The sequence below is a fragment of the Dongshaea marina genome (assembly GCF_003072645.1).
Classification (GTDB): Bacteria; Pseudomonadota; Gammaproteobacteria; order Enterobacterales; family Aeromonadaceae; genus Dongshaea; species Dongshaea marina.
Genome location: NZ_CP028897.1, coordinates 3996615 through 4017336, shown reverse-complemented (window position 1 = coordinate 4017336; position 20722 = coordinate 3996615). Strand labels below are relative to the sequence as shown.

20 protein-coding genes and 1 pseudogene are annotated in these 20722 nt (G+C 52.9%); 6 read left to right on the top strand and 15 right to left on the bottom strand.

Annotation, left to right across the window (positions count from 1 at the left end; all coding sequences use genetic code 11):
- Nucleotides 1-70 precede the first annotated feature (70 nt).
- Together DB847_RS18790 and DB847_RS18785 are read left to right on the top strand one after the other, a co-directional pair.
- Nucleotides 71-391 carry a hypothetical protein gene (locus DB847_RS18790; RefSeq protein ID WP_108652077.1) on the top strand — a complete coding sequence of 107 codons (321 nt, stop codon included), beginning with the start codon at nt 71-73 and terminating at the stop codon, nt 389-391.
- Nucleotides 392-420: 29 nt separating this feature from the next.
- Nucleotides 421-765 (top strand): hypothetical protein, encoded by a 345-nt coding sequence (locus tag DB847_RS18785; RefSeq protein WP_159084745.1) that lies wholly within the window; start codon nt 421-423, stop codon nt 763-765.
- Nucleotides 766-771: 6 nt separating this feature from the next.
- Here DB847_RS18785 and DB847_RS25175 read toward each other — a convergent pair whose 3' ends face one another.
- Together DB847_RS25175 and DB847_RS26735 are read right to left on the bottom strand one after the other, a co-directional pair.
- Nucleotides 772-957, bottom strand: a complete 186-nt coding sequence (locus DB847_RS25175; protein ID WP_199911626.1) for an Lrp/AsnC ligand binding domain-containing protein — start codon at nt 955-957, stop codon at nt 772-774.
- A 50-nt stretch (nt 958-1007) separates the two neighbouring features.
- A complete protein-coding gene (locus tag DB847_RS26735; RefSeq protein ID WP_199911625.1) occupies nt 1008-1214 on the bottom strand; it encodes an AsnC family transcriptional regulator in 207 nt (68 codons plus the stop codon).
- A 110-nt stretch (nt 1215-1324) separates the two neighbouring features.
- Here DB847_RS26735 and DB847_RS18775 point away from each other — a divergent pair, with 110 nt between their 5' ends.
- Nucleotides 1325-1942 carry a LysE family translocator gene (locus DB847_RS18775; protein WP_108652075.1) on the top strand — a complete coding sequence of 206 codons (618 nt, stop codon included), beginning with the start codon at nt 1325-1327 and terminating at the stop codon, nt 1940-1942.
- A gap of 454 nt (nt 1943-2396) precedes the next feature.
- On the opposite strand, the gene DB847_RS18770 is transcribed toward DB847_RS18775, so the two are convergent.
- The 7 genes and pseudogenes from DB847_RS18770 to queF all read right to left on the bottom strand — a co-directional run bounded on the left by DB847_RS18770 (nt 2397) and on the right by queF (nt 12908).
- Complete coding sequence (locus tag DB847_RS18770; RefSeq protein ID WP_108652074.1) at nt 2397-3983, bottom strand: FMN-binding glutamate synthase family protein; 1587 nt, start codon at nt 3981-3983, stop codon at nt 2397-2399.
- A 35-nt stretch (nt 3984-4018) separates the two neighbouring features.
- On the bottom strand, nt 4019-5113 hold the full coding sequence (locus DB847_RS18765; RefSeq protein WP_199911624.1) for a calcium:proton antiporter: 1095 nt from the start codon (nt 5111-5113) through the stop codon (nt 4019-4021).
- Nucleotides 5114-5270: 157 nt separating this feature from the next.
- Complete coding sequence (locus tag DB847_RS18760; RefSeq protein ID WP_108652073.1) at nt 5271-6278, bottom strand: isocitrate dehydrogenase; 1008 nt, start codon at nt 6276-6278, stop codon at nt 5271-5273.
- 227 nt (nt 6279-6505) lie between these two features.
- A pseudogene (ppnN, locus tag DB847_RS18755) lies at nt 6506-7860 on the bottom strand (nucleotide 5'-monophosphate nucleosidase PpnN).
- A 244-nt stretch (nt 7861-8104) separates the two neighbouring features.
- Nucleotides 8105-9670 carry a diguanylate cyclase gene (locus tag DB847_RS18750; RefSeq protein WP_108652072.1) on the bottom strand — a complete coding sequence of 522 codons (1566 nt, stop codon included), beginning with the start codon at nt 9668-9670 and terminating at the stop codon, nt 8105-8107.
- A 31-nt stretch (nt 9671-9701) separates the two neighbouring features.
- Nucleotides 9702-11981, bottom strand: coding sequence for a tetratricopeptide repeat protein (locus DB847_RS18745; protein WP_108652071.1), 2280 nt, complete (start codon nt 11979-11981; stop codon nt 9702-9704).
- 78 nt (nt 11982-12059) lie between these two features.
- Nucleotides 12060-12908: an NADPH-dependent 7-cyano-7-deazaguanine reductase QueF gene (queF, locus tag DB847_RS18740; RefSeq protein WP_108652070.1), complete on the bottom strand. Its 849-nt coding sequence runs from the start codon at nt 12906-12908 to the stop codon at nt 12060-12062.
- Nucleotides 12909-12962: 54 nt separating this feature from the next.
- On the opposite strand from queF, the gene syd reads away from it, so the two are divergent.
- Nucleotides 12963-13514 (top strand): SecY-interacting protein, encoded by a 552-nt coding sequence (gene syd / locus DB847_RS18735; RefSeq protein WP_108652069.1) that lies wholly within the window; start codon nt 12963-12965, stop codon nt 13512-13514.
- Between the two features lie 225 nt (nt 13515-13739).
- Here syd and DB847_RS18730 read toward each other — a convergent pair whose 3' ends face one another.
- Nucleotides 13740-14060 (bottom strand): DUF3301 domain-containing protein, encoded by a 321-nt coding sequence (locus DB847_RS18730; protein ID WP_108652068.1) that lies wholly within the window; start codon nt 14058-14060, stop codon nt 13740-13742.
- Entirely contained in the window at nt 14053-15102 is a 1050-nt protein-coding gene (locus tag DB847_RS18725) for a DUF3549 family protein (RefSeq protein ID WP_108652067.1), read from the bottom strand. Before DB847_RS18725 ends, DB847_RS18730 begins: the two co-directional genes overlap by 8 nt.
- Nucleotides 15103-15156: 54 nt before the next feature.
- Here DB847_RS18725 and DB847_RS18720 point away from each other — a divergent pair, with 54 nt between their 5' ends.
- Both DB847_RS18720 and truC read left to right on the top strand, forming a co-directional pair.
- Nucleotides 15157-15516: a YqcC family protein gene (locus DB847_RS18720; protein WP_108652066.1), complete on the top strand. Its 360-nt coding sequence runs from the start codon at nt 15157-15159 to the stop codon at nt 15514-15516.
- 1 nt (nt 15517) lies between these two features.
- Nucleotides 15518-16252, top strand: coding sequence for a tRNA pseudouridine(65) synthase TruC (truC, locus tag DB847_RS18715; protein ID WP_108652065.1), 735 nt, complete (start codon nt 15518-15520; stop codon nt 16250-16252).
- 24 nt (nt 16253-16276) lie between these two features.
- Here truC and DB847_RS18710 read toward each other — a convergent pair whose 3' ends face one another.
- The 4 genes from DB847_RS18710 to glnD all read right to left on the bottom strand — a co-directional run bounded on the left by DB847_RS18710 (nt 16277) and on the right by glnD (nt 20717).
- A complete protein-coding gene (locus DB847_RS18710; RefSeq protein WP_456073083.1) occupies nt 16277-16675 on the bottom strand; it encodes a YajD family HNH nuclease in 399 nt (132 codons plus the stop codon).
- A 149-nt stretch (nt 16676-16824) separates the two neighbouring features.
- Complete coding sequence (locus tag DB847_RS18705; RefSeq protein WP_108652064.1) at nt 16825-17157, bottom strand: DUF3461 family protein; 333 nt, start codon at nt 17155-17157, stop codon at nt 16825-16827.
- Nucleotides 17158-17219: 62 nt separating this feature from the next.
- Nucleotides 17220-18044: a 2,3,4,5-tetrahydropyridine-2,6-dicarboxylate N-succinyltransferase gene (gene dapD, locus DB847_RS18700; RefSeq protein ID WP_108652063.1), complete on the bottom strand. Its 825-nt coding sequence runs from the start codon at nt 18042-18044 to the stop codon at nt 17220-17222.
- 39 nt (nt 18045-18083) lie between these two features.
- Nucleotides 18084-20717: a [protein-PII] uridylyltransferase gene (gene glnD, locus DB847_RS18695; protein ID WP_108652062.1), complete on the bottom strand. Its 2634-nt coding sequence runs from the start codon at nt 20715-20717 to the stop codon at nt 18084-18086.
- Nucleotides 20718-20722 lie beyond the last annotated feature (5 nt).

Below are 20722 nucleotides of genomic sequence, written 5' to 3'. Positions count from 1 at the left end.
CATTGGTTTTAAAAAAAGGATGCGTTTATCGCATCCTTTTTTGTGGGCCAGAGATTGATAAGGAGTCAAGATGATCGAGTTTACGGATGAACAGATTGAAAAATATTCCCATAACCAGGTGATTGGAACCGGCTATTTAGCCTATCGGGATATTCCCTGGCTGCTGGACGAATATGCTTTACTCCCGGGCAAAGCCTTGGATCTTGGCTGTGGAAGCGGTCGTTCGATCGGTGTGTTATCACCGCTGTGTAGCTCTATAGCCGCAACTGATATTAATCCACTAGCCCTGGGCAATACCCAAAAGAGTTATCCGGATATCCACTGTTTTCTCAATCAGCAAGGCTCGCATTGTTATCAGGGGGAGCCTATGATTCTATCTTTTCTATCCTGATGTTCTTTCACTTTGTAACCCGGCAGGCGATGGCAACAGAGCTTGAGCGTTGTTATAACTCGCTGAAAGATAATGGCTTCTTATTTATTGTCCATGGGAATCACAGTATTCATATGGCAAGCTATGCCACGGTTGAGGGCATCGGTGAACCGCCTGTACGTGATGGCGATCGCTGTCAGGTTCGGCTTAAACATCTCGATCTGAAGATTGAGGATGTCTATTGGTCGATCGAAAGTATCGTTGAAGCCAGTAAAGAAGCCGGTTTTGAGCTCATCACGATTCATCAGCCCCTTGGGGAGCTTGCGGATGCTCAGCCCTATCTGGATGAATACCAACTCCCACCCTATAGCTACATTATTTTACGCAAGCCTTGAGCGACCCTAGCTGCGCTCATCCTTGGGTGTATCCATCACCACCATGGTCGAGATCGCATTGACCTGGGGGATCTCCCCGAGCACCTGAGAGTGAAAGTGCTTGTAGGCTTTGAGATCGGCGGTTTCAACCCTTATCAGGTACTCACAGCTGCCGGTGATGTTGTGACACTCGGTGACCTCTTTGGCCTGCATTATCTCCTCTTCAAAACCTAGCTGTGACTTCTGGCTATGGTTAGACAGGCCTATGGTGACATAGGCGATAAAACCGATCCCAAGTTGCTCCGAGTCCAGTATCGCCCGATACCCCTGAATGATACCGCTTCGCTCCAGCTCCTGAACCCGTCGCAGCGTCGCCGAGGGGATAAACCGATTCGCTCGGCCAGCTCCACATTGGACAGGCGCCCCTTCAGCTTGAGCTCATGCAATATTCTGTCATCAAATCTATCCATAGCTATATAAGATTGCTCATTTAGGCTGGTTTATGACAATTATAGACACAAAATTGTCTGAGAACTTATTTAACATACAACAAGAGGTTATTCATTGCATAGGAGTAAAGATGGATCAGCAACAGCTTGTCGCATTGGTTATGTTTGCCTTAGTAACCACGGCATCCCCGGGACCTAATAACATTATGCTTATGACATCGGGCGCACATATTGGATTTATGCGTACACTGCCACACATGCTGGGTATCGTGATCGGGTTTAGCCTGATGGTGATCCTGGTCGGGGTAGGTCTAAGCGGGCTATTTGAAGCTTATCCGATGATTCACTCAATCTTGCAGGCTGGCTGCATTCTCTATCTTTTCTATCTGGCGGTGATGATAGCAACCAGTAAACCGGCTCAGAGCGAGGAGTCAGCTTATAAGCCGATGTCATTTGTTTCGGCGGTGCTTTTTCAGTGGGTTAATCCCAAGGCCTGGTCGATGGCTGTTAGTGCGGTGAGCCTTTTCAGTGCTTCAAGTGAGCTCAAGGGGATACTAATGGTTGCCCTGATCTTTGCTGTGATTAATATCCCCTCGGTCACTGTGTGGGTCTTTGCCGGAAAGAAGCTCCAGGCTCTGCTGCACGAACCTGGTCGAGTCCGGCTATTCAATTACGCGATGGCAGGACTGTTATTGGTGTCGGTATTGGAGATGACAGGCTCGGTGGGGCAGCTACTCACTCTGGGATAATAGGAGCTGTGGCAGGGCACAATTCACGGCTGCAGTTTATTGGAAAATAGCAGTGATAGTCAGAGATGGAAAATGCCCTTAACAAGCGGGGGAGGGAGAGCGCTTCCCTCCCAGATCCCATTTCTGTGTTTCAGCCTGGCTCTGTTTTCGGGATTTCCCCCCTTCAATCCAGGCTCTGTTGACGTTTCAGATTTGGCTCTGCAGTTGGCAATTTTTTCATCCAGCAAGGCAGAAGATGTGTGGTGTAGTAGCTCTACATGAGCATCTGATAACGCTGCTGGGAGGAGAAATGGCCACTGCCCTTCGGGTTGCGCCTGAAAAAGCCCTGTTCATTGTTGCTCATCACTCATTTAGAACAACTAAACCTCATGATTCGCGTCGCGAACAGAACATTTTCAGGGGCAACAGGTTCTAAATTGGAAACGTCAACAGAGCCTAAAATCCCAGTGTGACTTTAAAACTTAGTCTCACAGGCCCCATCCCAGTCCGTTTTAAAGCTTTGCGGGATAGCCTCCTCCCTGAGCAGGCAGCCGGGCTCGATGCGGGGATAGATATCGGCATAGCTTCTCACCGTCTCAGGCCCGGTACGCTTGAGAAGCTGGGATGGACAGAGTTTTCCCGGATGCTCAAGCCCCATCGAGCCGATGATCTCGCGAAAATTGTGCAGGGTTGCATCATGATAACGACGGACCCTGTGCATCTTATCCTGGATATCTAGATTCTTGTAGAGACTTCGATTTTGGGTGGCGACCCCCACCGGGCAGGTATTCTTGTTACACTGTTTTGACTGGATACAACCGACCGCCATCATCATCGCCCGGGCTGAGTTGCAGAGATCGGCTCCCAGAGCGAGCTTTTTGACCATATCGAAGCCAGTTGAAACCTTGCCACTGGCGATGAGAGTGATCTCATGGCGGATCCCACAACCGATCAGCGCGTTGTTTACAAAGACCAGGGCATCATCAAGGGGCATGCCCATGTGATCGGCATACTCCAGTGGAGCGGCTCCCGTCCCACCCTCTGAACCATCAATGGTAATAAAGTCAGGGAAGATCTGAGTTGAAATCATCGCCTTGCAGATACTCAAAAACTCACGCTGACTGCCGATGCAAAGCTTAAAGCCAATCGGTTTCCCTTCGCTAAGTCCGCGCAGCTTTTCTATGAAATGACACAGGCCATCGGGGCCACTAAAGGCGGTATGCACGGGAGGTGAGATCACATCTTTGCCCAGTTCGACGCCGCGGATCTCGGCGATCTCCTGGGTAATTTTCGCTGCGGGTAGCACCCCGCCGTGGGCCGGTTTTGCTCCCTGCGACAGCTTGATTTCTATCATCTTTACTGAGTCAAGGGCGGCTTTTTCTGCAAACTTCTCCTCATCAAACTCCCCGGTCTGTTTATTGCGGACACCAAAGTAGCCGGTGCCAATCTGCAGCACTATATCTCCTCCCTGCAGGTGATGATCGGTCAGGCCGCCTTCACCGGTATTTTGGTAAAAGCCTCCAAGAGCCGCTCCCTTGTTGATCGCCATGATGGCGTTTTTAGACAGGGCTCCGAAACTCATGGCAGAGACATTAAGCCTCGATGCACTATAGGGTTGCTTACAGAACTTTCCACCGACCTGTAGTCTGTGCTCTACAGCAGAGGGATCCGCTGGTGCCAGGGAGTGAAGAACCCACTCATACCCTACATTGAGGATGTCTCGCTCGGTACCAAAGGCGGTGGTATCGTTAATCCCCTTGGCTCTTTCATAAATGACGGAGCGGGTTGCCCGGTCAAACGGCATCTCGCTTTTATCATCAGCGATGAAATACTGCTGTATTTCGGGCCTGAAAAACTCAAGGATAAACCGCATGTGCCCGAGAATCGGGAAGTTGCGTAGTATCGTGTGTTTGGTTTGGATAATGTCATAGAGATAGATAGCGACCAGGATCAGTAAAAAAGAGCCGATCCACAGCAGGCTGGTATGCAGGAGTAGCAATAGGGCAATGATAACGAGCAAAATGATGCCAAAGCCAAGATACCATTTTCTGCGATCTGTCATATTCACGCTTTATCCTCCACCCTCACGGGCATTTATTAATGTTCAAACATCAGCATCAGGTAGACCACAAATAGCACCAGGTGAGTTGCACCATACAGGACATTGGTGCGGCCACTGGCAAAACTGACGTGGCATACCAGCAAGCTGGTAGCCAGCAGCACCATATCTGCCGCAGACAGGCCCAGGATCACCTGTTGTCCGGTCAGGGTGCCGATCAGCAGCACGGCCGGAACCGTCAGGGCGATGGTGGCCAGTACCGAACCAAAGTAGATATTCATCGAGCGTTGAAGCTGATTACCGAGGGCTGCCTTGATAGCACCGGCGGCCTCAGGAGACAGAATAAGGCAGGCCACCACAAATCCCCCCAGTGCGTGGGGAGCCCCCAGAGTGGAGACGGTGAACTCGATGGGGATCGCCAGCTTTTTGGCCAGCAGGATCACGATCACCAGGTAGGCAAGCAGCAGTAGGGTGTGATAGAGGTTGCTATGCAAGATCCCATGATGTTCCTCATGATCTTCATGGTCCGAGTCGATAAAAAAGTGGCTGTGACTATTGGTCTGAACCAGCAAAAAGATCCCGTACAAGGCGATAGATATGAGGATCAGGACCCACTCCTGGCCTGTGGTGAGCGCGCCCTTAGAGCCCGTCATGGTAAAGTTGGGCAGCACCAGACACAACAGGGCCAGGGGGATAATCACCACCAGGTAGGCTTTCACCCCTTCCAGATTGAAGTTCTGAATATGGTACTTCCACCCTCCCAGTAGCAGGGTTATACCCACCAGACCATTCATCACCAGCATTACCACGGCAAACATGGTGTCCCGGGCCATGGTCGGGTTGGGTTCTCCGGTCAGCATCACCGAGGAGATCACCACCACTTCTAAGGTGATTACCGACAGGGTGAGGATCAGGGTGCCGTAGGGATCGCCCAGCTTAATAGCCAGGGCATCGGAGTGGCGTACCACACAGAAGGCCGACCAGGTCACTATCCCAAGCAACCATAGGGAAAGGGGGATATATAACCAGAGACTGGTTCCGGCCTCGAGCCAGCGTGCTCCACCGCCCAGGAAAAAACCAGCGGTGATGATCCCGACAAGGAGTGGTGTTTCCTCTTTGATAAACTGCTTCAATTGGTTCTCCTTTTCATCTGGCAATCCAGCACACAGTGTAACCAAAACTCAGGTGTAAAGCTGCTTTGGAGCGCGACCTCGATTCATGAATATTGACTCTGGGGGATGGAGTGAGACTGAGTGATGCAGGGGCGGGGCCCCTGCAAATCCGGAGGGGTTAAAGGCGCTCGATGATCGCCTGGGTAAACTCTGTGGTGCTGGCATTACCTCCCAGATCCCGGGTGACTCGATCCTTGGACTCGATCGTCTGGCGAACCGCATTACGGATCCGACTGGCCTGCTCGTTCATCCCCATGTGCTCAAGCATCTGTATCGCAGCCAGGATCACCGAGGTGGGGTTGGCGATGTTCTGGCCTGCGATATCCGGAGCCGAACCATGAACCGCCTCAAAAATAGCTGCATCCTTACCGATATTCGCCCCGGGAGCCAGTCCCAGGCCGCCCACCAGGCCGGCGCACAGATCCGAGAGGATATCGCCAAACAGATTGGTGGTGACAATCACATCGAAGCGCTCCGGATACATCACTAGGTTCATGCAGGTGGCATCGACAATCATCTCTTCACTGCTGATATCCGGATAACGCTCGGCGACCTCACGTGCGACCTCGAGAAACAGTCCGGAAGTAGACTTGAGAATGTTAGCCTTGTGAACCGCGGTGACTTTTTTGCGTCCTTCCCGGCGCGCTAATTCATAAGCATAGGTGATGATCCGCTCGGCACCCTCACGAGTGATAACACTGGTCGCCTCGGCACGGCTGCCGTCTTCGCTGAGGATCTGTCCCTCACCACAATACATCCCTTCGGTATTTTCACGGATGGTGATGATGTCGATATTTTCGTAGCGACTGTTGGTGCCTTTAAAAGAGAGGACCGGGCGCAGGTTGGCATAGAGCTGAAACTTTTTGCGAAGGCTCACATTAATTGAGGTAAAGCCGCCACCGACGGGAGTGGTCAGGGGACCCTTGAGGGCGATACGATTTTTCTCTATCAGCTCCAGGGTACGCTGTGGAAGCAGCTCACCCTCTTTTTCCAGAGCGGCCAGACCTGCATCGGCAAATTCATACTCCAACCCACAGCCTGCCTTATCTAGGATCGCCAGGGTTGCTTGGATAATACTTGGGCCGATCCCATCTCCGGGGATCACTGTGATTTTTTTTTCAGACATCTGTAGTTTCCATTTTCAGGTCAGAGCCATCTGCACAGGCTTGCATGGCAAGTAGCAGGGTACGGGGCCTGGAGCCCAAAGCATGCCAAGCGGCGCAGATAGGAGTGGAAATTGTAGGTGTTCTGTTAGGATAGCCGGGGAACACCGCAGGCATTGTAACAACAGGGCAACAAGTTGCAACTAAATTGATCAAAAAATGAGGGAGGGTAAGACCTCCCCCGGAGTGGTTATTTAATGATTTCGTAACATGGGATGTACTGGGTTCCCGGTAGCTTCATCCGCTGTTGCTTGACGAAGCTCTTGAGAAGCTTATCCATCAGCTTCATCAGCTTGGGATCGCCGTTAATCTTAAAGGGACCCTTCTCCTCGATCTGCTGGATCCCTGTTTCCTTGACGTTACCGGCGACAATGCCAGAGAAGGCACGGCGCAGGTTGGCTGCCAGCTGCTGAGGGGGCTGTTCCCAGTGCAGGTTGAGTTGAGTCATGTTGTCATGATCGGGCTCAAAGGGCTGCTGGAATTCAGGCTCAATCTTGAGGGTCCAGTTAAAGGAGTAAGCATCGCCGATCGCCTTACGATATTCCTTAACTTTTACCATGCTCTCCTTGAGAGTCCGCGCGACTCGCTGTGAATCATCGATAATGATCTCATACAGGCTGGCTGCTTTGGGGCCGAGTGTTGCCTGGATAAACTCATCAATGGTACGGAAGTAGTTTTCGCTCTCCTTGGGACCGGTCAGAATAATTGGCAGTGGCTGAAGCTTGTTTTCCGGATGCATCATGATCCCGAGAATATACAGCAGCTCTTCGGCGGTGCCGACGCCGCCCGGGAAGATGATGATCCCGTGGCCAAAGCGAACAAAGGCCTCCAGGCGCTTTTCGATATCCGGTAGGATCACCAGTTCGTTGACGATCGGGTTGGGGGGCTCGGCAGCGATAATGCTGGGCTCGGTTAATCCGATATAGCGGCCATGATGGACCCGCTGCTTAGCATGACCAATGGCGGCTCCCTTCATCGGTCCCTCCATGGCTCCAGGGCCACAGCCGGTGCAGATATTGAGTTCTCTGAGGCCTAATTCGCTTCCTACTTCACGGGTATAGTTAAACTCACGCTCATTGATCGAGTGACCCCCCAGCAGACGATGAGATTTGGATCGACGCCGGGACGGATTGTTTCAGCATTGCGCAGAACGTTGAAGATGAGATCGGTCAGGTTCGCTGGCTTTTCGCGATCCTCTTTTGACTTTCCTTCAAGCAAACCAGTGACATAGATGATATCTCGTAGCACAGAGAACAGGTGCTCCTGGATCCCGACAATGATCTCCCCATCCACAAAGGCATCTTCAGGAGCATCAAAAAGCTCCAGTTTGACACCGCGCTCACGGCGGATCACTTTGACATCGAATGACTTGAATTTTTCCAGTATCTCTTTGGAACTATCGGTTTGTGAGCCGCAATTGAGTACGGCCAAACAACAGTTGCGGAATAGCTGGTAGATCTCACTACTCGCGGTTTGCTTGAGCTGATCGACCTCCAACTGAGAAAGAAGTGCCATGCTTCCTACTGGGTTGAGGTGTGTAATCATATCGTCCCCTTATGTCCATATTTTGTACTTCTTGTGGCTGCGACACAGCACTTTTTGCAATGCTGCGCGCACTTGGGGACCTCAGTATCTTAATGACGAAGCGACTGCGGTCTATTTTGATCCTAGTGCGACTTAGATAAAAAGTGGAGAGCAGGTTGACTCATTTGCGTCTTTTTTGAGCGAAAAACTCAAATAACCCGGGATCTGCTGCTGGTTTGAGCTATCAGAGTCCGGGGTTGAGGGATCAGATACTGAGGATGACCCGGTTGCGCCCCTCATTTTTTGCCTGATACAGGGCGGTATCGGCTCGTTCAAACACGGTTGTCGAGGTATCGCCCTCCAGCAGCAGGGTTGCCCCGATGGAGATGGTGACCGAGATATTCTCATCCTTGAAGTGGAAGGGGATGTTGTTGACCGCTTCACGAATTTTTTCCAGCGGGGTGAATAGCTGATCGGCCGGGATATTGGGCAGCAGCAGGATAAACTCCTCCCCGCCGAATCGGGCCACAAAGTCGGTGTCTCGCAAAGAGAGCTGCAGGGTTCGGGCCACCACCTTTAGCACCTTGTCGCCGGCGATGTGGCCGAATCTGTCATTGACGCTCTTAAAGAAATCGAGATCGGCAATGGCGACACCCAGCGGAGTGCCATAGCGCTTCCAGCGCTTGAACTCCAGCTTCATCCGCTCTTCCAGGGCTTCCCGGTTACCGATCTGAGTCAGCTTATCGATATAGAGGCGGCTCTTCTGGATATCCAGCTGTTTCTTGTACTCATCGGCCTCTTCCTGAACCTGCTTGAGATGACTTCCCATATCATTGAGGCGATTGAGCAGGACCTGTTCACGGGCCTTGAGGTGGCGCCTTTGAATCATCATGGAGGAGATGGTGTCGATCCCGGACACCACACTGCGCTTGATGTCTTCAAACTCGGTGGCCTGCTGAGTGCTTTGTTGGAGTTCTGAGATGTGGGCTTGCAGGTTCGTATCCGCCTGCTCTCCCTGTTCATGGAGCTCGCAGCTCTCATTGACCGACTTATCGAAGTTATGTTGCAGCGAGGTCAGGTTATTACCCATTGCACCGAGTAGCTCCTGGAATGCCGTGCGCTCCTCATAGAGCCCCTGCATCAGTACCATCATCACCTGCAGGCTCACTTCTGTCAGTGAGTCGGGATCACTGCCTGCGAGTAGTTTCTTACGCAGCTCTTTGAGCTGATCGTTGAGGGGCTGGGACAGTTCGATATTCCCGACCAGCAATTGCAGCTTATCACTAAGCTCCTCGGTGAGTTGCTCCGGCACCTTACCATCGGCAAATGTCGCTTCAGAGGGGGCATCGCCGTTATGAAAGTGTCCCCACAGGTTTTGGTAAAAATCCAGAAGCTGCATGGTCTGCTGCTGGTACTCTCGCATCGAGTAGGGGTCCCGGGTGTTGAGCAGCTCCTTTAGGGTGACCTCAAACTCCCTAGGGAGCTGTTTAATTTTTTTGAGCTGGGTGCGCCCCTGGTGCAGTGCTTTGTCGCTGTCTGCAAAAGACTCTTCCTGGATATGGGCTTGCTTTAGCAGGTATTTATCAAAGGTATCGAGTTGCTCGGTGATCGATTCAAAACCCTGAAACTGATCGAGCTCATGTTTGAGGTCGGCGAGTCGGTTATCCAGCTCCCGATCCAAGCCCCGGCAGATATTCATGAGCTGCCCGATCAGGTGGCAGGCGAGTTTCTGCTCAGAGCTCAGGCGGGCTATTGCTTGCTGGTGCTGAGTCTGCTCATTAAGTAATTTCTGCTGCAGCTGCTCTGCATGTTGCCGGGCTGAATCGTCCATGAATGAATTGTCTCACTCTCCCTGCGGCGGCCTATTCACAAGGGTGTCTGGCGGCCAAAATTGCATGCCAGTCAATTTCCTCTTTCTCTAGGGAAGTGTTAACTCTGAGCAACCCTCTGTCAATGGCTTGCACACAACTTTCCCAGATCTCGCCACGGAAAAAAGCGGCCTGTGAACAGTTGATCGGGATTAGCTCAACCCAGCAGTTTTGTCCACTACGAAGGCCCAGTTGATTGGCTCCTGCCAGGGCAAAGGTGGCGATATCACTCAGGGCCAGGTGATCCAGGGCGCTGGGCTCTTTGGGAAGAAAGGGGACGCTGATGATTCCGGCACTCACTTCACGGCGCAGCGCGTAGGTGGAAGGAAAGTTTGCCAGATAACGGATCCACTCTTCGGTTTGATGATAGAGTTCATTTTTCTCAAGGTGAGGCAGTGCCAGTAGCAGGTTACCTTCACCGAGATCATAGATCCGGTCCGGATCATGAGCACGGTCTGCCACATATTGGCCAAACTGCTTGGTCAGGTGCAAAGAGATGGTCGAGCCCAGCCGTTCGCGCCACTCTCTTAAGAATTCGACCTTGAATAGCAGGTAGTGAAGCCTGTCCTTATTGGTATAGGGAGAGGACTCTTCCAGGTACCATTGTTCCGAGTCGATTTGTCGCTTCATCAGCTCCCGGGGCATTCTCAACAGAAGCTTACGCCAGTTAGGTAGTCCGGAGCGGATGTTCTGATAGATATCTTTGGACATCTTTTCATTGAGCAGCGCCAGACGCTTGTTGCTCAGGAACATCCAGAGCATCACCAGAGCCAGCATGAAGATACAGATGCTGCTGATTCCCAATAAAAACACCAGGGTCAGACGGTTCTGCTTGAGGCGGTTGTTGCTATCCTGGAGCTGTTTCAGCTCGTTTAGCTGCTCAAATGCCACCAGTTTTTGCTGCTGGGGCGGCTTCGATGCTCTCTTCAGGTGCAGCTGATGTTCAATGCTGCTGGCCTGTTTATTCGCATGGTAGGCTTTCTTATACAGCTGCTGATGCTCATAGACAGAGGCTTGTAACTCGTAGATGGTTCGCTCTGCATGCAGGTCGTGCAGTTTCTTTGCCTGTGGCAGCAGCTCATGCAGCGCATTCAGTGCCCGCTCAAATCTGAGTTGGCGAATATCGAGCTTGGTGAGCTCAAGGCGACTATTGAGCACGCCCTGAGGATCCTTGTGCTTGAGATACCCCTGCTCGGCACTTTGCAGATAGTTTTTCGCCTGAGGCCAATACTGCATCTGCAGGTAGGTTGAGCCGATCTGCTGATAGGTTTCGGTGATCTTCAGATCTGCATGCAGGTTACGATACAGATCCAGGGCATTGAAGAAGTAGACCAGGGCAATATTGTTTGAGCCCATGGCCCGGTTGAGCCTTGCCAGTTGAAACTGACTGCCCGCTAACAGGATACTGCTCCCCTGTTTTTCAGCAATCTCGGCTCCCTGATTTTCATATTGAATCGCTTTTTTCAGATTTCCCTGGTTGGCATAGAGTTCGGCGATAAACCAGCTCAGATGAACCCGCAGCAGATCATCCTTCACCTTGGCTGCTTTCTGGTAGGCCTGCAGATAGTGTTGTAGTGCCAGTTGAGGTTCATTCAGGGCCTGATAATAGCTTCCTTCCCCAAAGCGTAGCCAGGCCAGCTGGGTGGAGGAACCGTGATCATTAAGCTCAAGCTGTAAGCCCTTGAGAAGCAGCCGGGCCTGGTCGAACTGCTGCAGGTTGATGTAGTTAGCCAGGCGCAGCAGGGACAGGTTAAAGGGAAGGTCTCCCGCCTTCTCTCCTAGAATCTGGGTGCGCTTTTCGGCCTGATCGATCATCTCCAGAGAACGGGCGTAATCGTGCATCGCCTGGGTGTAGATAAAGGCTTTCAAATAGTAGTTTTGTGCCTGCTGCAGAGTAAATCTCGGGCCTTCAGAGAGATTTTCTGCCTTTTCAATGCTCAGCAGGGCGTCCCGCTTTTCAGACATATTGAGCTGACATTTCGCCTGCATCTGAAAGGCGGTGATCTGCTGGGTTGCCTGGAAATAGTTGAGCTTTTTACCATGGCTGGTCGAGCCGGAAGTCGAGGTTGCGGAAGACTCAGGATGCAGATATTGCTGGGTGTACTGAACGCAGAGCGAGGGCTCGGAGTTCACATCAGATTTCGCCTTATTGAGCAGCATTGGCAACAATACATCGCTGATATTCAGCGGTAGTGTTGAGCTACTCAGCTGCGCGGCAAAGCTTTGCAGCGGCAGCAAAATCAGTATTAGCGACAGGACAAGCGTTTTCCGCATTAAATATCTATATGGTAAAACGGCGAATGGGCCTTCATGTTAGCGCCCCGGGCTGGGAGCGTCCAGCCCGGTGGGCGATTATTGTCGGATGTTGCGGATATTTTCCGGGGTTTTCTGAAAATTACTACGAAACGGATTGATATCCAGCCCTCCGCGTCGGGTGTAGCGGGCATAGACGGTCAGTTTTTCTGGTTGGCAGTAGTGCAGAAGATCAGAAAAGATGCGTTCGACACACTGCTCATGGAACTCGTTGTGATCGCGAAAAGAGACCAGGTAACGGAGCAGGGCTTCGCGATCGATTTTGCAGCCCTGATAGTGGATGGTCACACTCCCCCAGTCCGGCTGGCCGGTTACCAGGCAGTTTGACTTGAGAAGGTGGGAGCACAGGGTCTCCTCCACCTGTTTATCTGAGGTCGCATTCTCCAGGTATTTAGGATTGAACTGGTAACTATCGATGGCGATATCCAGATCATCGATACACTCGCCAGGAATATGGGCGATCTCAGCCCTGGCCTGGGTGAGCTCAAAGAGCTGAACCGAAACCTCGCCCTGAGCGCAGTTGCTAAGATCCTGACTCATGGTGTTTTCCAGCTCCCTGAGGCTGGAGAAGTGGCTCTGGTTAAAGCTATTCAGGTAAAGCTTGAATGATTTTGACTCGATGAGATTTAAGCTTGCGGCGTTGATGCGAACCTCACCAATCGCCACCATGGGTTTGCCCTTGGGGTTAAGCCAGGAGATCTCATACAGGGTCCAGATATCCTCACCGGAAAAAGGCAGCTCGGCCAGCAGGTTCAGATCGCCGCGGTTCAAAGAGCGGGGAACCGGCTGCAGTAGTTGTGGGCTGTACTGAGTGACATAGTCGCTGCGCTTTCCAAGCTCCAGATCCGCAAGCTCAGCCGCATCTTTGTAGGGATCATGTTTTGCCATTGTTCATCCTTAAAACTTTCTGGGAGAATATGCGCGCAATTGTGGAGAATTTATATGGCAAATCAAGTTTTTTGTGCGCTGCAATCCTATATTGAGCGCTGGCAACATTGGTGTAAATCCCGCCATCTTGAACCCAAGCAGGAGTTCGATGCCGACTGGTTATCTCCCTGTCAGCAGGGGAAGCCCCGGGAGGATGAAATCGTCTGGTGGCCCTCTGAGCGCGGCAGGGCTGGTGACTTTTCCAATGTGGAGCAGGCGCTGGAGTTATCACTGCACTCGGATGTGTGCCAGTTTTATAGCCACTACTTTAGTGGGCCTCTGCCAGCACTATACAAGGGGCTGGCCATTGAGCTGGTACAGCCCTGGAATGAGGAGGATTTTTCCAGGCTCCAGGAAAACCTGATTGGCCACCTGCTGATGCAGAAAAAATTGAAACGTGCTCCGACCCTGTTTATTGCCAGTTGCCGGGATGAGATGCAGATCATCTCGGTCGATAATCAAAGCGGCGAGGTGCTGCTTGAGAAACTGAGTAAGGGGCAGAGGATCCCGCTGGGAGTCGACCTGTCCGGCTTTCTGGACAGGCTGGAGCCCTGGCTAGGCGACTAAGTAGTCACCGGGTGCCTGTTGGGCTCCCGAGATCCTGCGAATCATACCAATCTTAATAGTTAAGTGATCAGGGTGCAGCTAACCCCAATTTGGATAATCTGTGAGTCATTTAGCCCGTTGGTAGCATGGATGCTGGCATCGAGCATACAGGATGTACTTGCTGCGTGGCGCAAATGACTCATGGATTATCAGAACAAGCTGATCACCTTTCTTTCATGATAGGTATCACTTCAGGTTCTCATAGGTCGAGTGGCTGGCATCATCCGGGGACTGAACCCGGATCTCTACCACCCGCATTCCCAGCATCTGCAGGCTACCCTCAAGGGGCTCGATGCCATCTGTGGTGTAGCTGAAACCGTAGTCGGTGATAAAGCGCAGCGGGGACAGGGTTACCCGGTTGTGAGCACGGAACAGCTCAAGCAGTTGCAATCCCTCACGCTGGCAGTAGTCCTGAATATAGCGTTTAGCATATTCACTCTGCTGGCGCTGTTTATAAAACAGCGCCATCACACCCACAGCTAACAGGATCAGCAGTAGGTTAACCACCGGAGCGCATCTCACTGAGCAGGCTATCCAGTCCCTTTTGAATGTCCGGATCCGTATGACCCGTATGCAGCAGAGGTAGTAGCTGCAGACGAAGCTGAGGTTGGGAAACCAGCTCCCGGTACAGGGGGCAGAACAGGACTGCCGGCTCGCTAATGGTCGCCAGGGTTTTAAGATAAAGCTCCAGAAGATCGTTATCGCAGAGATCTTCAAAACTGCGGGCAGCGATAACCAGTAGCAGTTCGGTGCCTGGGGCTGCCATCAACAGCTTGGCGATGAGCTGGCGGCGGCGCTTTGCCTGAGGAGCCCCTGTGGTAGCCCGCAGCAGCATCGCAATCTTTTGCGGATTGGGCTCGGCGAGCTCCAGCTCCCGGTTGATCATCTGGTAGAGGCTGTCAAACACCCCTTTGGGTAGCTCGCTCTGCTCCAGTAGCTGGCACAGGGTATAGAGAGGCGTTTCATCCAGTTTGGGCAACAGCCGGCACAACGAGTCGACGGGGGTATCATGGCGCAGGCGAATGACATAATCGGCAAACCCCTGCAATCCGAGCTGCTCCCAGGGCTTCGCCTCGGGTGTGCCATCGAGATAGGTTTGGACATCGGGGTACCAGTGTGAGGGCGGCAGGTGAAACTTTTCCGCGATCATGGCGTGCAGTAGTGCCAGCTTCTCCTGGGCCGGTTTGAAGACAGCCGGGTTGCTGGCGAGGCGCTGTTGCTGCTCCTCATTCAGGTTTCCGGTCAGGTTGCTACCCAGGATCTCGGCCACCGATTCAAGGAACTGGCTGGGGGCAGCCGGGTGCAGCAAGCCACGTTCATCTAAAGGAAATTTTAAAAACCAGATATAATGCTCGTTTGATAGCTGAGGATTCCAGAACAGTACCGCAAGCCAGGCGTGTTGCTGGAGCGGCCAGGGGTAGGGGCACTGGTTTTGCTCTATCTGGGAAAATGTCTGGTTATCAATGGGGCGGATCCGTCGTCCCAGATCATAGATCTGGTACCGGGTATCCGCCTGTACAAGAAAATCTGTAAGGGTCTTGATAAGCATGAGATCCAACAACTTTGGTCAATGAGCCCCCATTATAGAGAGGAAAGCGTTGATATGCATGCAGATGCAACACCCGAGCAGAAAGCTCAACAAACATTAGAGTTATTGAACCTGTTGGAGCAGGAGCTAAAGCTCCGGTTATTCTGGGAGGAGGTGATGCCATCTGTCGAGGCGCTTTCAAGCCAGCAGCCCTTCTGTGTGGATACCCTGGAGTTTACCCAGTGGCTGCAGTTTATCCTGTTGCCGCGGATGCGAGCCTTGATCGATGGTGGGCACCCATTGCCTGAGGCGATCTCAATTACCCCGATGGCAACCGAGGCCCTCAAAGATCATCCAGTGCGTGCCGCAGAGCTTATCGAGATCATCGCCCGCTTTGATGAGCTGCTAAGCGGAAAACCGGCAGAGCGAGACTGAGATGTTAGAGATCCTCTATCAGGATGAGCAACTGGTGGCAATCAACAAGCCTGCAGGCTTGCTGGTCCACCGCAGCATGCTGGATCGTCACGCCACAGAGTTCGCGATGCAGATGTTAAGAGATCAGTTGGGTCGGCATGTCTATCCGGTGCACCGGCTGGATCGCCCGACATCCGGTGTGCTGCTGTTTGCACTGAACCCCGAGATGGCCCGCTCAATGACTGAGCTTTTTAGTGAGCGCTCTGTGAAGAAGCGCTATCTGGCCCTGGTGCGCGGTTATCTGCCTGATCAGGGGCTCATCGATTATCCGCTGAAACCCAGGCTGGATAAGTTAGCCGATGCGGATGTGAGCCAAGATAAAGAGGCGCAGGAGGCGCAGACCGAATATCGCTGTTTGGGAAAGGTGGAACTGCCCTATGCGGTGATTAGTCGCTACCCGACCAGTCGCTACAGCTTAGCCTTGCTCAGTCCGCTCACCGGGCGTAAACACCAGCTGCGCAGACATATGGAGCACCTGTATCACCCCATGATTGGTGATACCACCCATGGCGAAGGGCGACATAATCGCTTTTTCCGTGAGCATTTCGGGGTGAGTCGCCTGCTACTGCACTCTTTGTCCCTGGAGTTTATCCACCCCGAGAGCAATGAGCCTGTTTGTATTGAGGCATCTCTGGATGAAGCCATGGGTGGCTTGCTGCAGACGCTGGGATGGAGCCAGGAGCTCTGGCAATCCTGAACTGCCAGAGCGGATAGCGGACTACTATTTTTTCTTTTGCATCATCGCCTTGAGATCGGCAAAGGGGTTGTGAGTGGCCTGCTCATGCTTGAGATCATCGCCCGCCTCGACCGAAGAGCCATAGGTTTCGGCTTCGAGGTACTTTGAATGCTCATGATCGTGGCAATAAAGGCACAAAAGCTCCCAGTTCGAACCATCTTCCGGGTTATTGCTGTGGTCATGATCGATGTGATGAACCGTGAGCTCTCTTAGGTTGGAGTAGGTAAATTCACGGGCGCAGCGGCCACAGACCCAGGGAAAGAGCTTGAGGGCCTTATCGCGATAGCCCTGTTCTAACTGGGCGTATTTTGGTGGAATGTATGCCATAGGATTCTTGAGGTTGATTTTTTCCGCACTATAGCACTGCAGGGCCGCCGCTGACATCCTCCGTTTGCATAATATTTGAGTGTGCGGCTTTGTGTTAGATAAGGCTTTGCCCAGAGGTTTATCATGAATCTCAAGAGAGCAGGGGATCAGCCAGAGGGAGTCGTTGCCCGGTTTAAAGAAAAACGGGGCGATATGCCCCGGCGAGTTTACAGACGCTCCAGATCCGCTTCAATTTCGTTGATCTTGCTCTGAACCACCTTCTCCAGGTGGCGAAGATCGCTGAGTATCTTCTTCTTAAGATCGCGGGGGATCGGGGTCGGTTTACTATGATTGAGCTCTTCGAGTACCTTGCTGAGGTTTTCATCCAGCTCGCCGGAGGCGGTACAGGGGTACTTGAGTTTGACACTCTTGGCGAAAAATTCACCCGGTTTCTTCTTCAGGTAGATTTTCAGAATATCGTTACCCGATTCCTGGCGCAGGCTGTAACGATCGATCTGGGCGGGATCGCTGATCCCCACGTTGTACAGATTCTCAGACACTCCCTTCTCCTTTATTGGATTCGAAACATGCAAATCGCCAGGGGAGCCCCTGGCGTAATCAATTATTCAACACTACGCAGCAGTGCGTTGATCCCAACCTTAGCCCGGGTTTTGGCATCAACTTTTTTGACGATGATTGCCGCATACAGGCTGTAGTTACCGCACTTAGATGGCAAGGAGCCGGAAACCACCACTGAGCCAGCAGGTACCCGGCCATAATGGATGGTGTCGGTTTCTCTGTCATAGATGCGGGTGGACTGGCCAATGTAGACCCCCATGGAGATCACGCTGCCCTCTTCGACGATCACTCCCTCAACCACTTCGGAGCGCGCCCCGATAAAGCAGTTATCTTCGATGATGGTCGGGGTTGCCTGCAGCGGCTCAAGAACGCCACCTATGCCTACACCACCGGAGAGGTGTACATTGGCGCCGATCTGCGCACAAGAGCCCACGGTGGCCCAGGTATCAACCATGGTGCCTTCTCCGACCCGGGCTCCGATGTTGACATAGGATGGCATCAATACCGCGTCACGGGCGATGTAGGCACCCTTACGAACGGTGGCCGGTGGTACCACCCGCACACCCTGCTGCTCAAACATCTCCTGGGTGTAGTCGGCGTACTTAAGGGGCACCTTGTCGTAGCACTTAAGATCGTTATGATCGAACACCTCGTTGTTATGGATGCGGAAATAGAGCAGTACCGCTTTTTTGATCCACTGATGCACGACCCATTCGCCTGCTATCTTTTCGGCAACGCGCAGCTCACCGGCATCCAGCTTCTGCAGGGTGGTTTCGATGGCAAGGCGGGTTGCATCATCGACCAGTGCCGGAGTGATATCTTGCCTGCGCTCGTAGGCTTCCTCGATTATTGCTTGTAACTCTGTCATGGTTCGTCTCTTTATCAGTGAAGATAGAGGCTATTTTTATCACATTTCTCTGTCATTATTCAGCGATTGCAGCAGTTTTTCCGTCAGTTGCCTTTTTAGCGAGTCGTCAAGCGGCCGATCCTGGCGATCGGTGAGCATAAACAGATCCTGTGCCTGCTCGCCGATTGTGGTGATCTTGGCCGAATGTAGCTGCAGCTTACACTCCTGGAACACGGCGCCGACCCGTGCCAGAAGGCCCGGGATATCCAGAGTTTTCAGCTCCATCAGGGTGTGCTTATGGCTCCCCGCGGTTTGCAGGAACAGGATACGGGTATTGACCCTAAACGGCTGAAGGCGCCTACTCAGGCGCTCTTTCTTGCGAACCTTGGAGGTGGGGCGCTTGAGCGCATGCAGCAGCGCCTGCTGGATCTTGGGGATCCTATGATGGGAGAGGGGCGAGCCATCGGGCTCCAGGATCACAAAGCTGTCCAGGGCCTTCTCCTCCCGGGTCGTCATGATTTGTGCCTGATGAATGGTCAGACGCTTTTGACTGAGCAGGGTTGCCACGCTGGCAAACAGGTTGGGCCTATTGTTGCAGTAGAGCAGCAGCTCACTGCTGCCCCGGGCGCTGTCCGAGGTGATACTGACCAGGGGAGAGTTCTCTCCCTGCTGCTGGTGGGCCAGAATTGCCTGGGTATGATTGATCACCTGCTCATCGCTGTAGCGAATAAAGTAATCGCTCTTAAACTGTTGCCACAGCTTATCGATAAGCGCCGTTGATTCACCACGTTTTTGTAACTGCAGCCGGCAGCGCCGCTGGCGATCGCGAATTTGCCGCCTGACATCCATCGACAGTTCAGGCCCCTGGCGAAGCATCCGCTGGGTAGCGAAATAGAGCTGGCGCAGCAGGCTTCCTTTCCAGTCATTCCACAGCTTATCGTTGGTGGCGTTCATGTCGGCGACCGTCAGGCAGTAGAGAAGATCCAGATGGCGCTCATCGCCAGCCTGCAGTGAAAATTCACGGATCACCTCGGGATCACAGATATCTCTGCGCTGGGCCGTGGTCGACATCAGCAGGTGATGACGCACCAGCCAGGAGACGATCTCACTCTCCTTGTGGCTTAACTGATGCAGCCTGCAAAACTCATAGGCGGTCTCGGCACCGATCTCGCTGTGGTTGCCCCCCTTGCCCTTGCCGATGTCATGGAACAGGGTGGCGAGGTAGAGCAGCTCCGGCTTATACAGGTGCTGTAGCAGCTGATGACACAGGGGATAGTTGCTTTGACCCTCGGCCGAGGCGATGAGTCTCAACTTAGTGAGGGCCCTGATGGTGTGCTCATCAACCGTATAGGTGTGCAACAGATCAAACTGCATCTGGCCGACGATCCCTTTCCACTCGGGGAAGTAGCTCGAAAGCAGATCATAGTGGTGCATCAGCTCGAACGCTTCTATGGCCTTGGGGTGGCGTAAAATCGCCAGCATCAGGCGGCGGCAGGCTTCGGATTGACATAGAGGAGCGGTCAGCTTTTGCTTAACCTTGTAGAGCTCCCGGAGTGTGACTGCGCCGATCCGCTCGGCTTGCGGTTGGGTGATCAGGGTGTAAAAGAGTGCCAGCAGTGAGCTGGGATCTTCACTGAAGATCGATGGATGGCGGATCTCAAGCTGTGGGCCTCGCAGCTCAAATTGAGCAGTGATCGGTTGGCAGGTGATCGGCTGGCGATTGATGATGTGCTCATCAAAAAGCTCCAGCAGTAGCTCATTGAGCTCACTGACCCGGCGCACCACCTGATAGAAGTGGCGCATCATGGTCTCGACCGGACGGTTTCCCTCGCCGGACCAGCCCAGCAGCTGGGCCACGCTGCGTTGGTGATCGAATAGCAGTCGGTTATCTTTTTTGCCACTGATAAGGTGCAGGGCAAATCTCAGTCGCCACAGGCTATCCCGGCAGCCGGTGAGCTCTTTGGCTTCGGCCTGGCTTAGAAAACCGCTAATCGCCATCTCCTCCACCGAGTGACTTCCCAGGTGGCGGCGCGCGATCCAGCCTATGGTCTGTAGATCCCGCAAGCCTCCCGGATTATGCTTGAGATCTGGCTCCAACAGGTAAACCGTGTTGCGATATCTCTGGTGGCGCTGCTTTTGCTCTTCGCACTTAGCTTCAAAAAAAGCCTCGCTACTCCAGAAGAGATCACTATCGAGCACCTGCTGCAGCTCGGTAAACATGGGGGCCGCTCCGGCGATGAGCCGTGACTCCATCAAACTGGTGGCGACCGTGATATCTTTTTTCCCCTGCTCGATGCACTCATCCTGGGTACGCACGCTGTGGCCGATATCCAGGTGGAGATCCCATAGCAGGGTCAGAAAGTGGCTGATTTGCTTGGATTGGTGAGGCTCGAATGTATCGGTGATCAGGACCAACAGATCTATGTCTGAACCCGGCAGCAGCTCCTGGCGACCATAGCCCCCGACGGCAATCAACGCCATGGATTGCGAAGAGATAGCGGTACATTGATTCCACAGAGCCTGTAGCAGGCGATCAAACTGCTGTGCCCGATAGTGCACCAGCTCGGCAACGGGAGTATTGGCACTGAATGCCTCGCTGAGCTGATTGTCCAGGTTCTCAATAAACAGCCGTCCCTGCGGTAGATCCACCGCAGCACTAAGAAAGGGGTCAAGCTGCGAAGGATCAAGAGGCATCTGAA

What these genes read in the sequence shown, in the direction of transcription:
- DB847_RS18790 (WP_108652077.1), top strand. Translation starts at nt 71, where the DNA reads ATGATCGAGTTTACGGATGAACAGATTGAAAAATATTCCCATAACCAG.
- DB847_RS18785 (WP_159084745.1), top strand. Translation starts at nt 421, where the DNA reads ATGGCAACAGAGCTTGAGCGTTGTTATAACTCGCTGAAAGATAATGGC.
- DB847_RS25175 (WP_199911626.1), bottom strand. Translation starts at nt 957, where the DNA reads ATGCAGGCCAAAGAGGTCACCGAGTGTCACAACATCACCGGCAGCTGT.
- DB847_RS26735 (WP_199911625.1), bottom strand. Translation starts at nt 1,214, where the DNA reads ATGGATAGATTTGATGACAGAATATTGCATGAGCTCAAGCTGAAGGGG.
- DB847_RS18775 (WP_108652075.1), top strand. Translation starts at nt 1,325, where the DNA reads ATGGATCAGCAACAGCTTGTCGCATTGGTTATGTTTGCCTTAGTAACC.
- DB847_RS18770 (WP_108652074.1), bottom strand. Translation starts at nt 3,983, where the DNA reads ATGACAGATCGCAGAAAATGGTATCTTGGCTTTGGCATCATTTTGCTC.
- DB847_RS18760 (WP_108652073.1), bottom strand. Translation starts at nt 6,278, where the DNA reads ATGTCTGAAAAAAAAATCACAGTGATCCCCGGAGATGGGATCGGCCCA.
- DB847_RS18750 (WP_108652072.1), bottom strand. Translation starts at nt 9,670, where the DNA reads ATGGACGATTCAGCCCGGCAACATGCAGAGCAGCTGCAGCAGAAATTA.
- DB847_RS18745 (WP_108652071.1), bottom strand. Translation starts at nt 11,981, where the DNA reads ATGCGGAAAACGCTTGTCCTGTCGCTAATACTGATTTTGCTGCCGCTG.
- queF (WP_108652070.1), bottom strand. Translation starts at nt 12,908, where the DNA reads ATGGCAAAACATGATCCCTACAAAGATGCGGCTGAGCTTGCGGATCTG.
- syd (WP_108652069.1), top strand. Translation starts at nt 12,963, where the DNA reads ATGGCAAATCAAGTTTTTTGTGCGCTGCAATCCTATATTGAGCGCTGG.
- DB847_RS18725 (WP_108652067.1), bottom strand. Translation starts at nt 15,102, where the DNA reads ATGCTTATCAAGACCCTTACAGATTTTCTTGTACAGGCGGATACCCGG.
- DB847_RS18720 (WP_108652066.1), top strand. Translation starts at nt 15,157, where the DNA reads ATGCATGCAGATGCAACACCCGAGCAGAAAGCTCAACAAACATTAGAG.
- truC (WP_108652065.1), top strand. Translation starts at nt 15,518, where the DNA reads ATGTTAGAGATCCTCTATCAGGATGAGCAACTGGTGGCAATCAACAAG.
- DB847_RS18710 (WP_456073083.1), bottom strand. Translation starts at nt 16,675, where the DNA reads ATGTCAGCGGCGGCCCTGCAGTGCTATAGTGCGGAAAAAATCAACCTC.
- dapD (WP_108652063.1), bottom strand. Translation starts at nt 18,044, where the DNA reads ATGACAGAGTTACAAGCAATAATCGAGGAAGCCTACGAGCGCAGGCAA.
- glnD (WP_108652062.1), bottom strand. Translation starts at nt 20,717, where the DNA reads ATGCCTCTTGATCCTTCGCAGCTTGACCCCTTTCTTAGTGCTGCGGTG.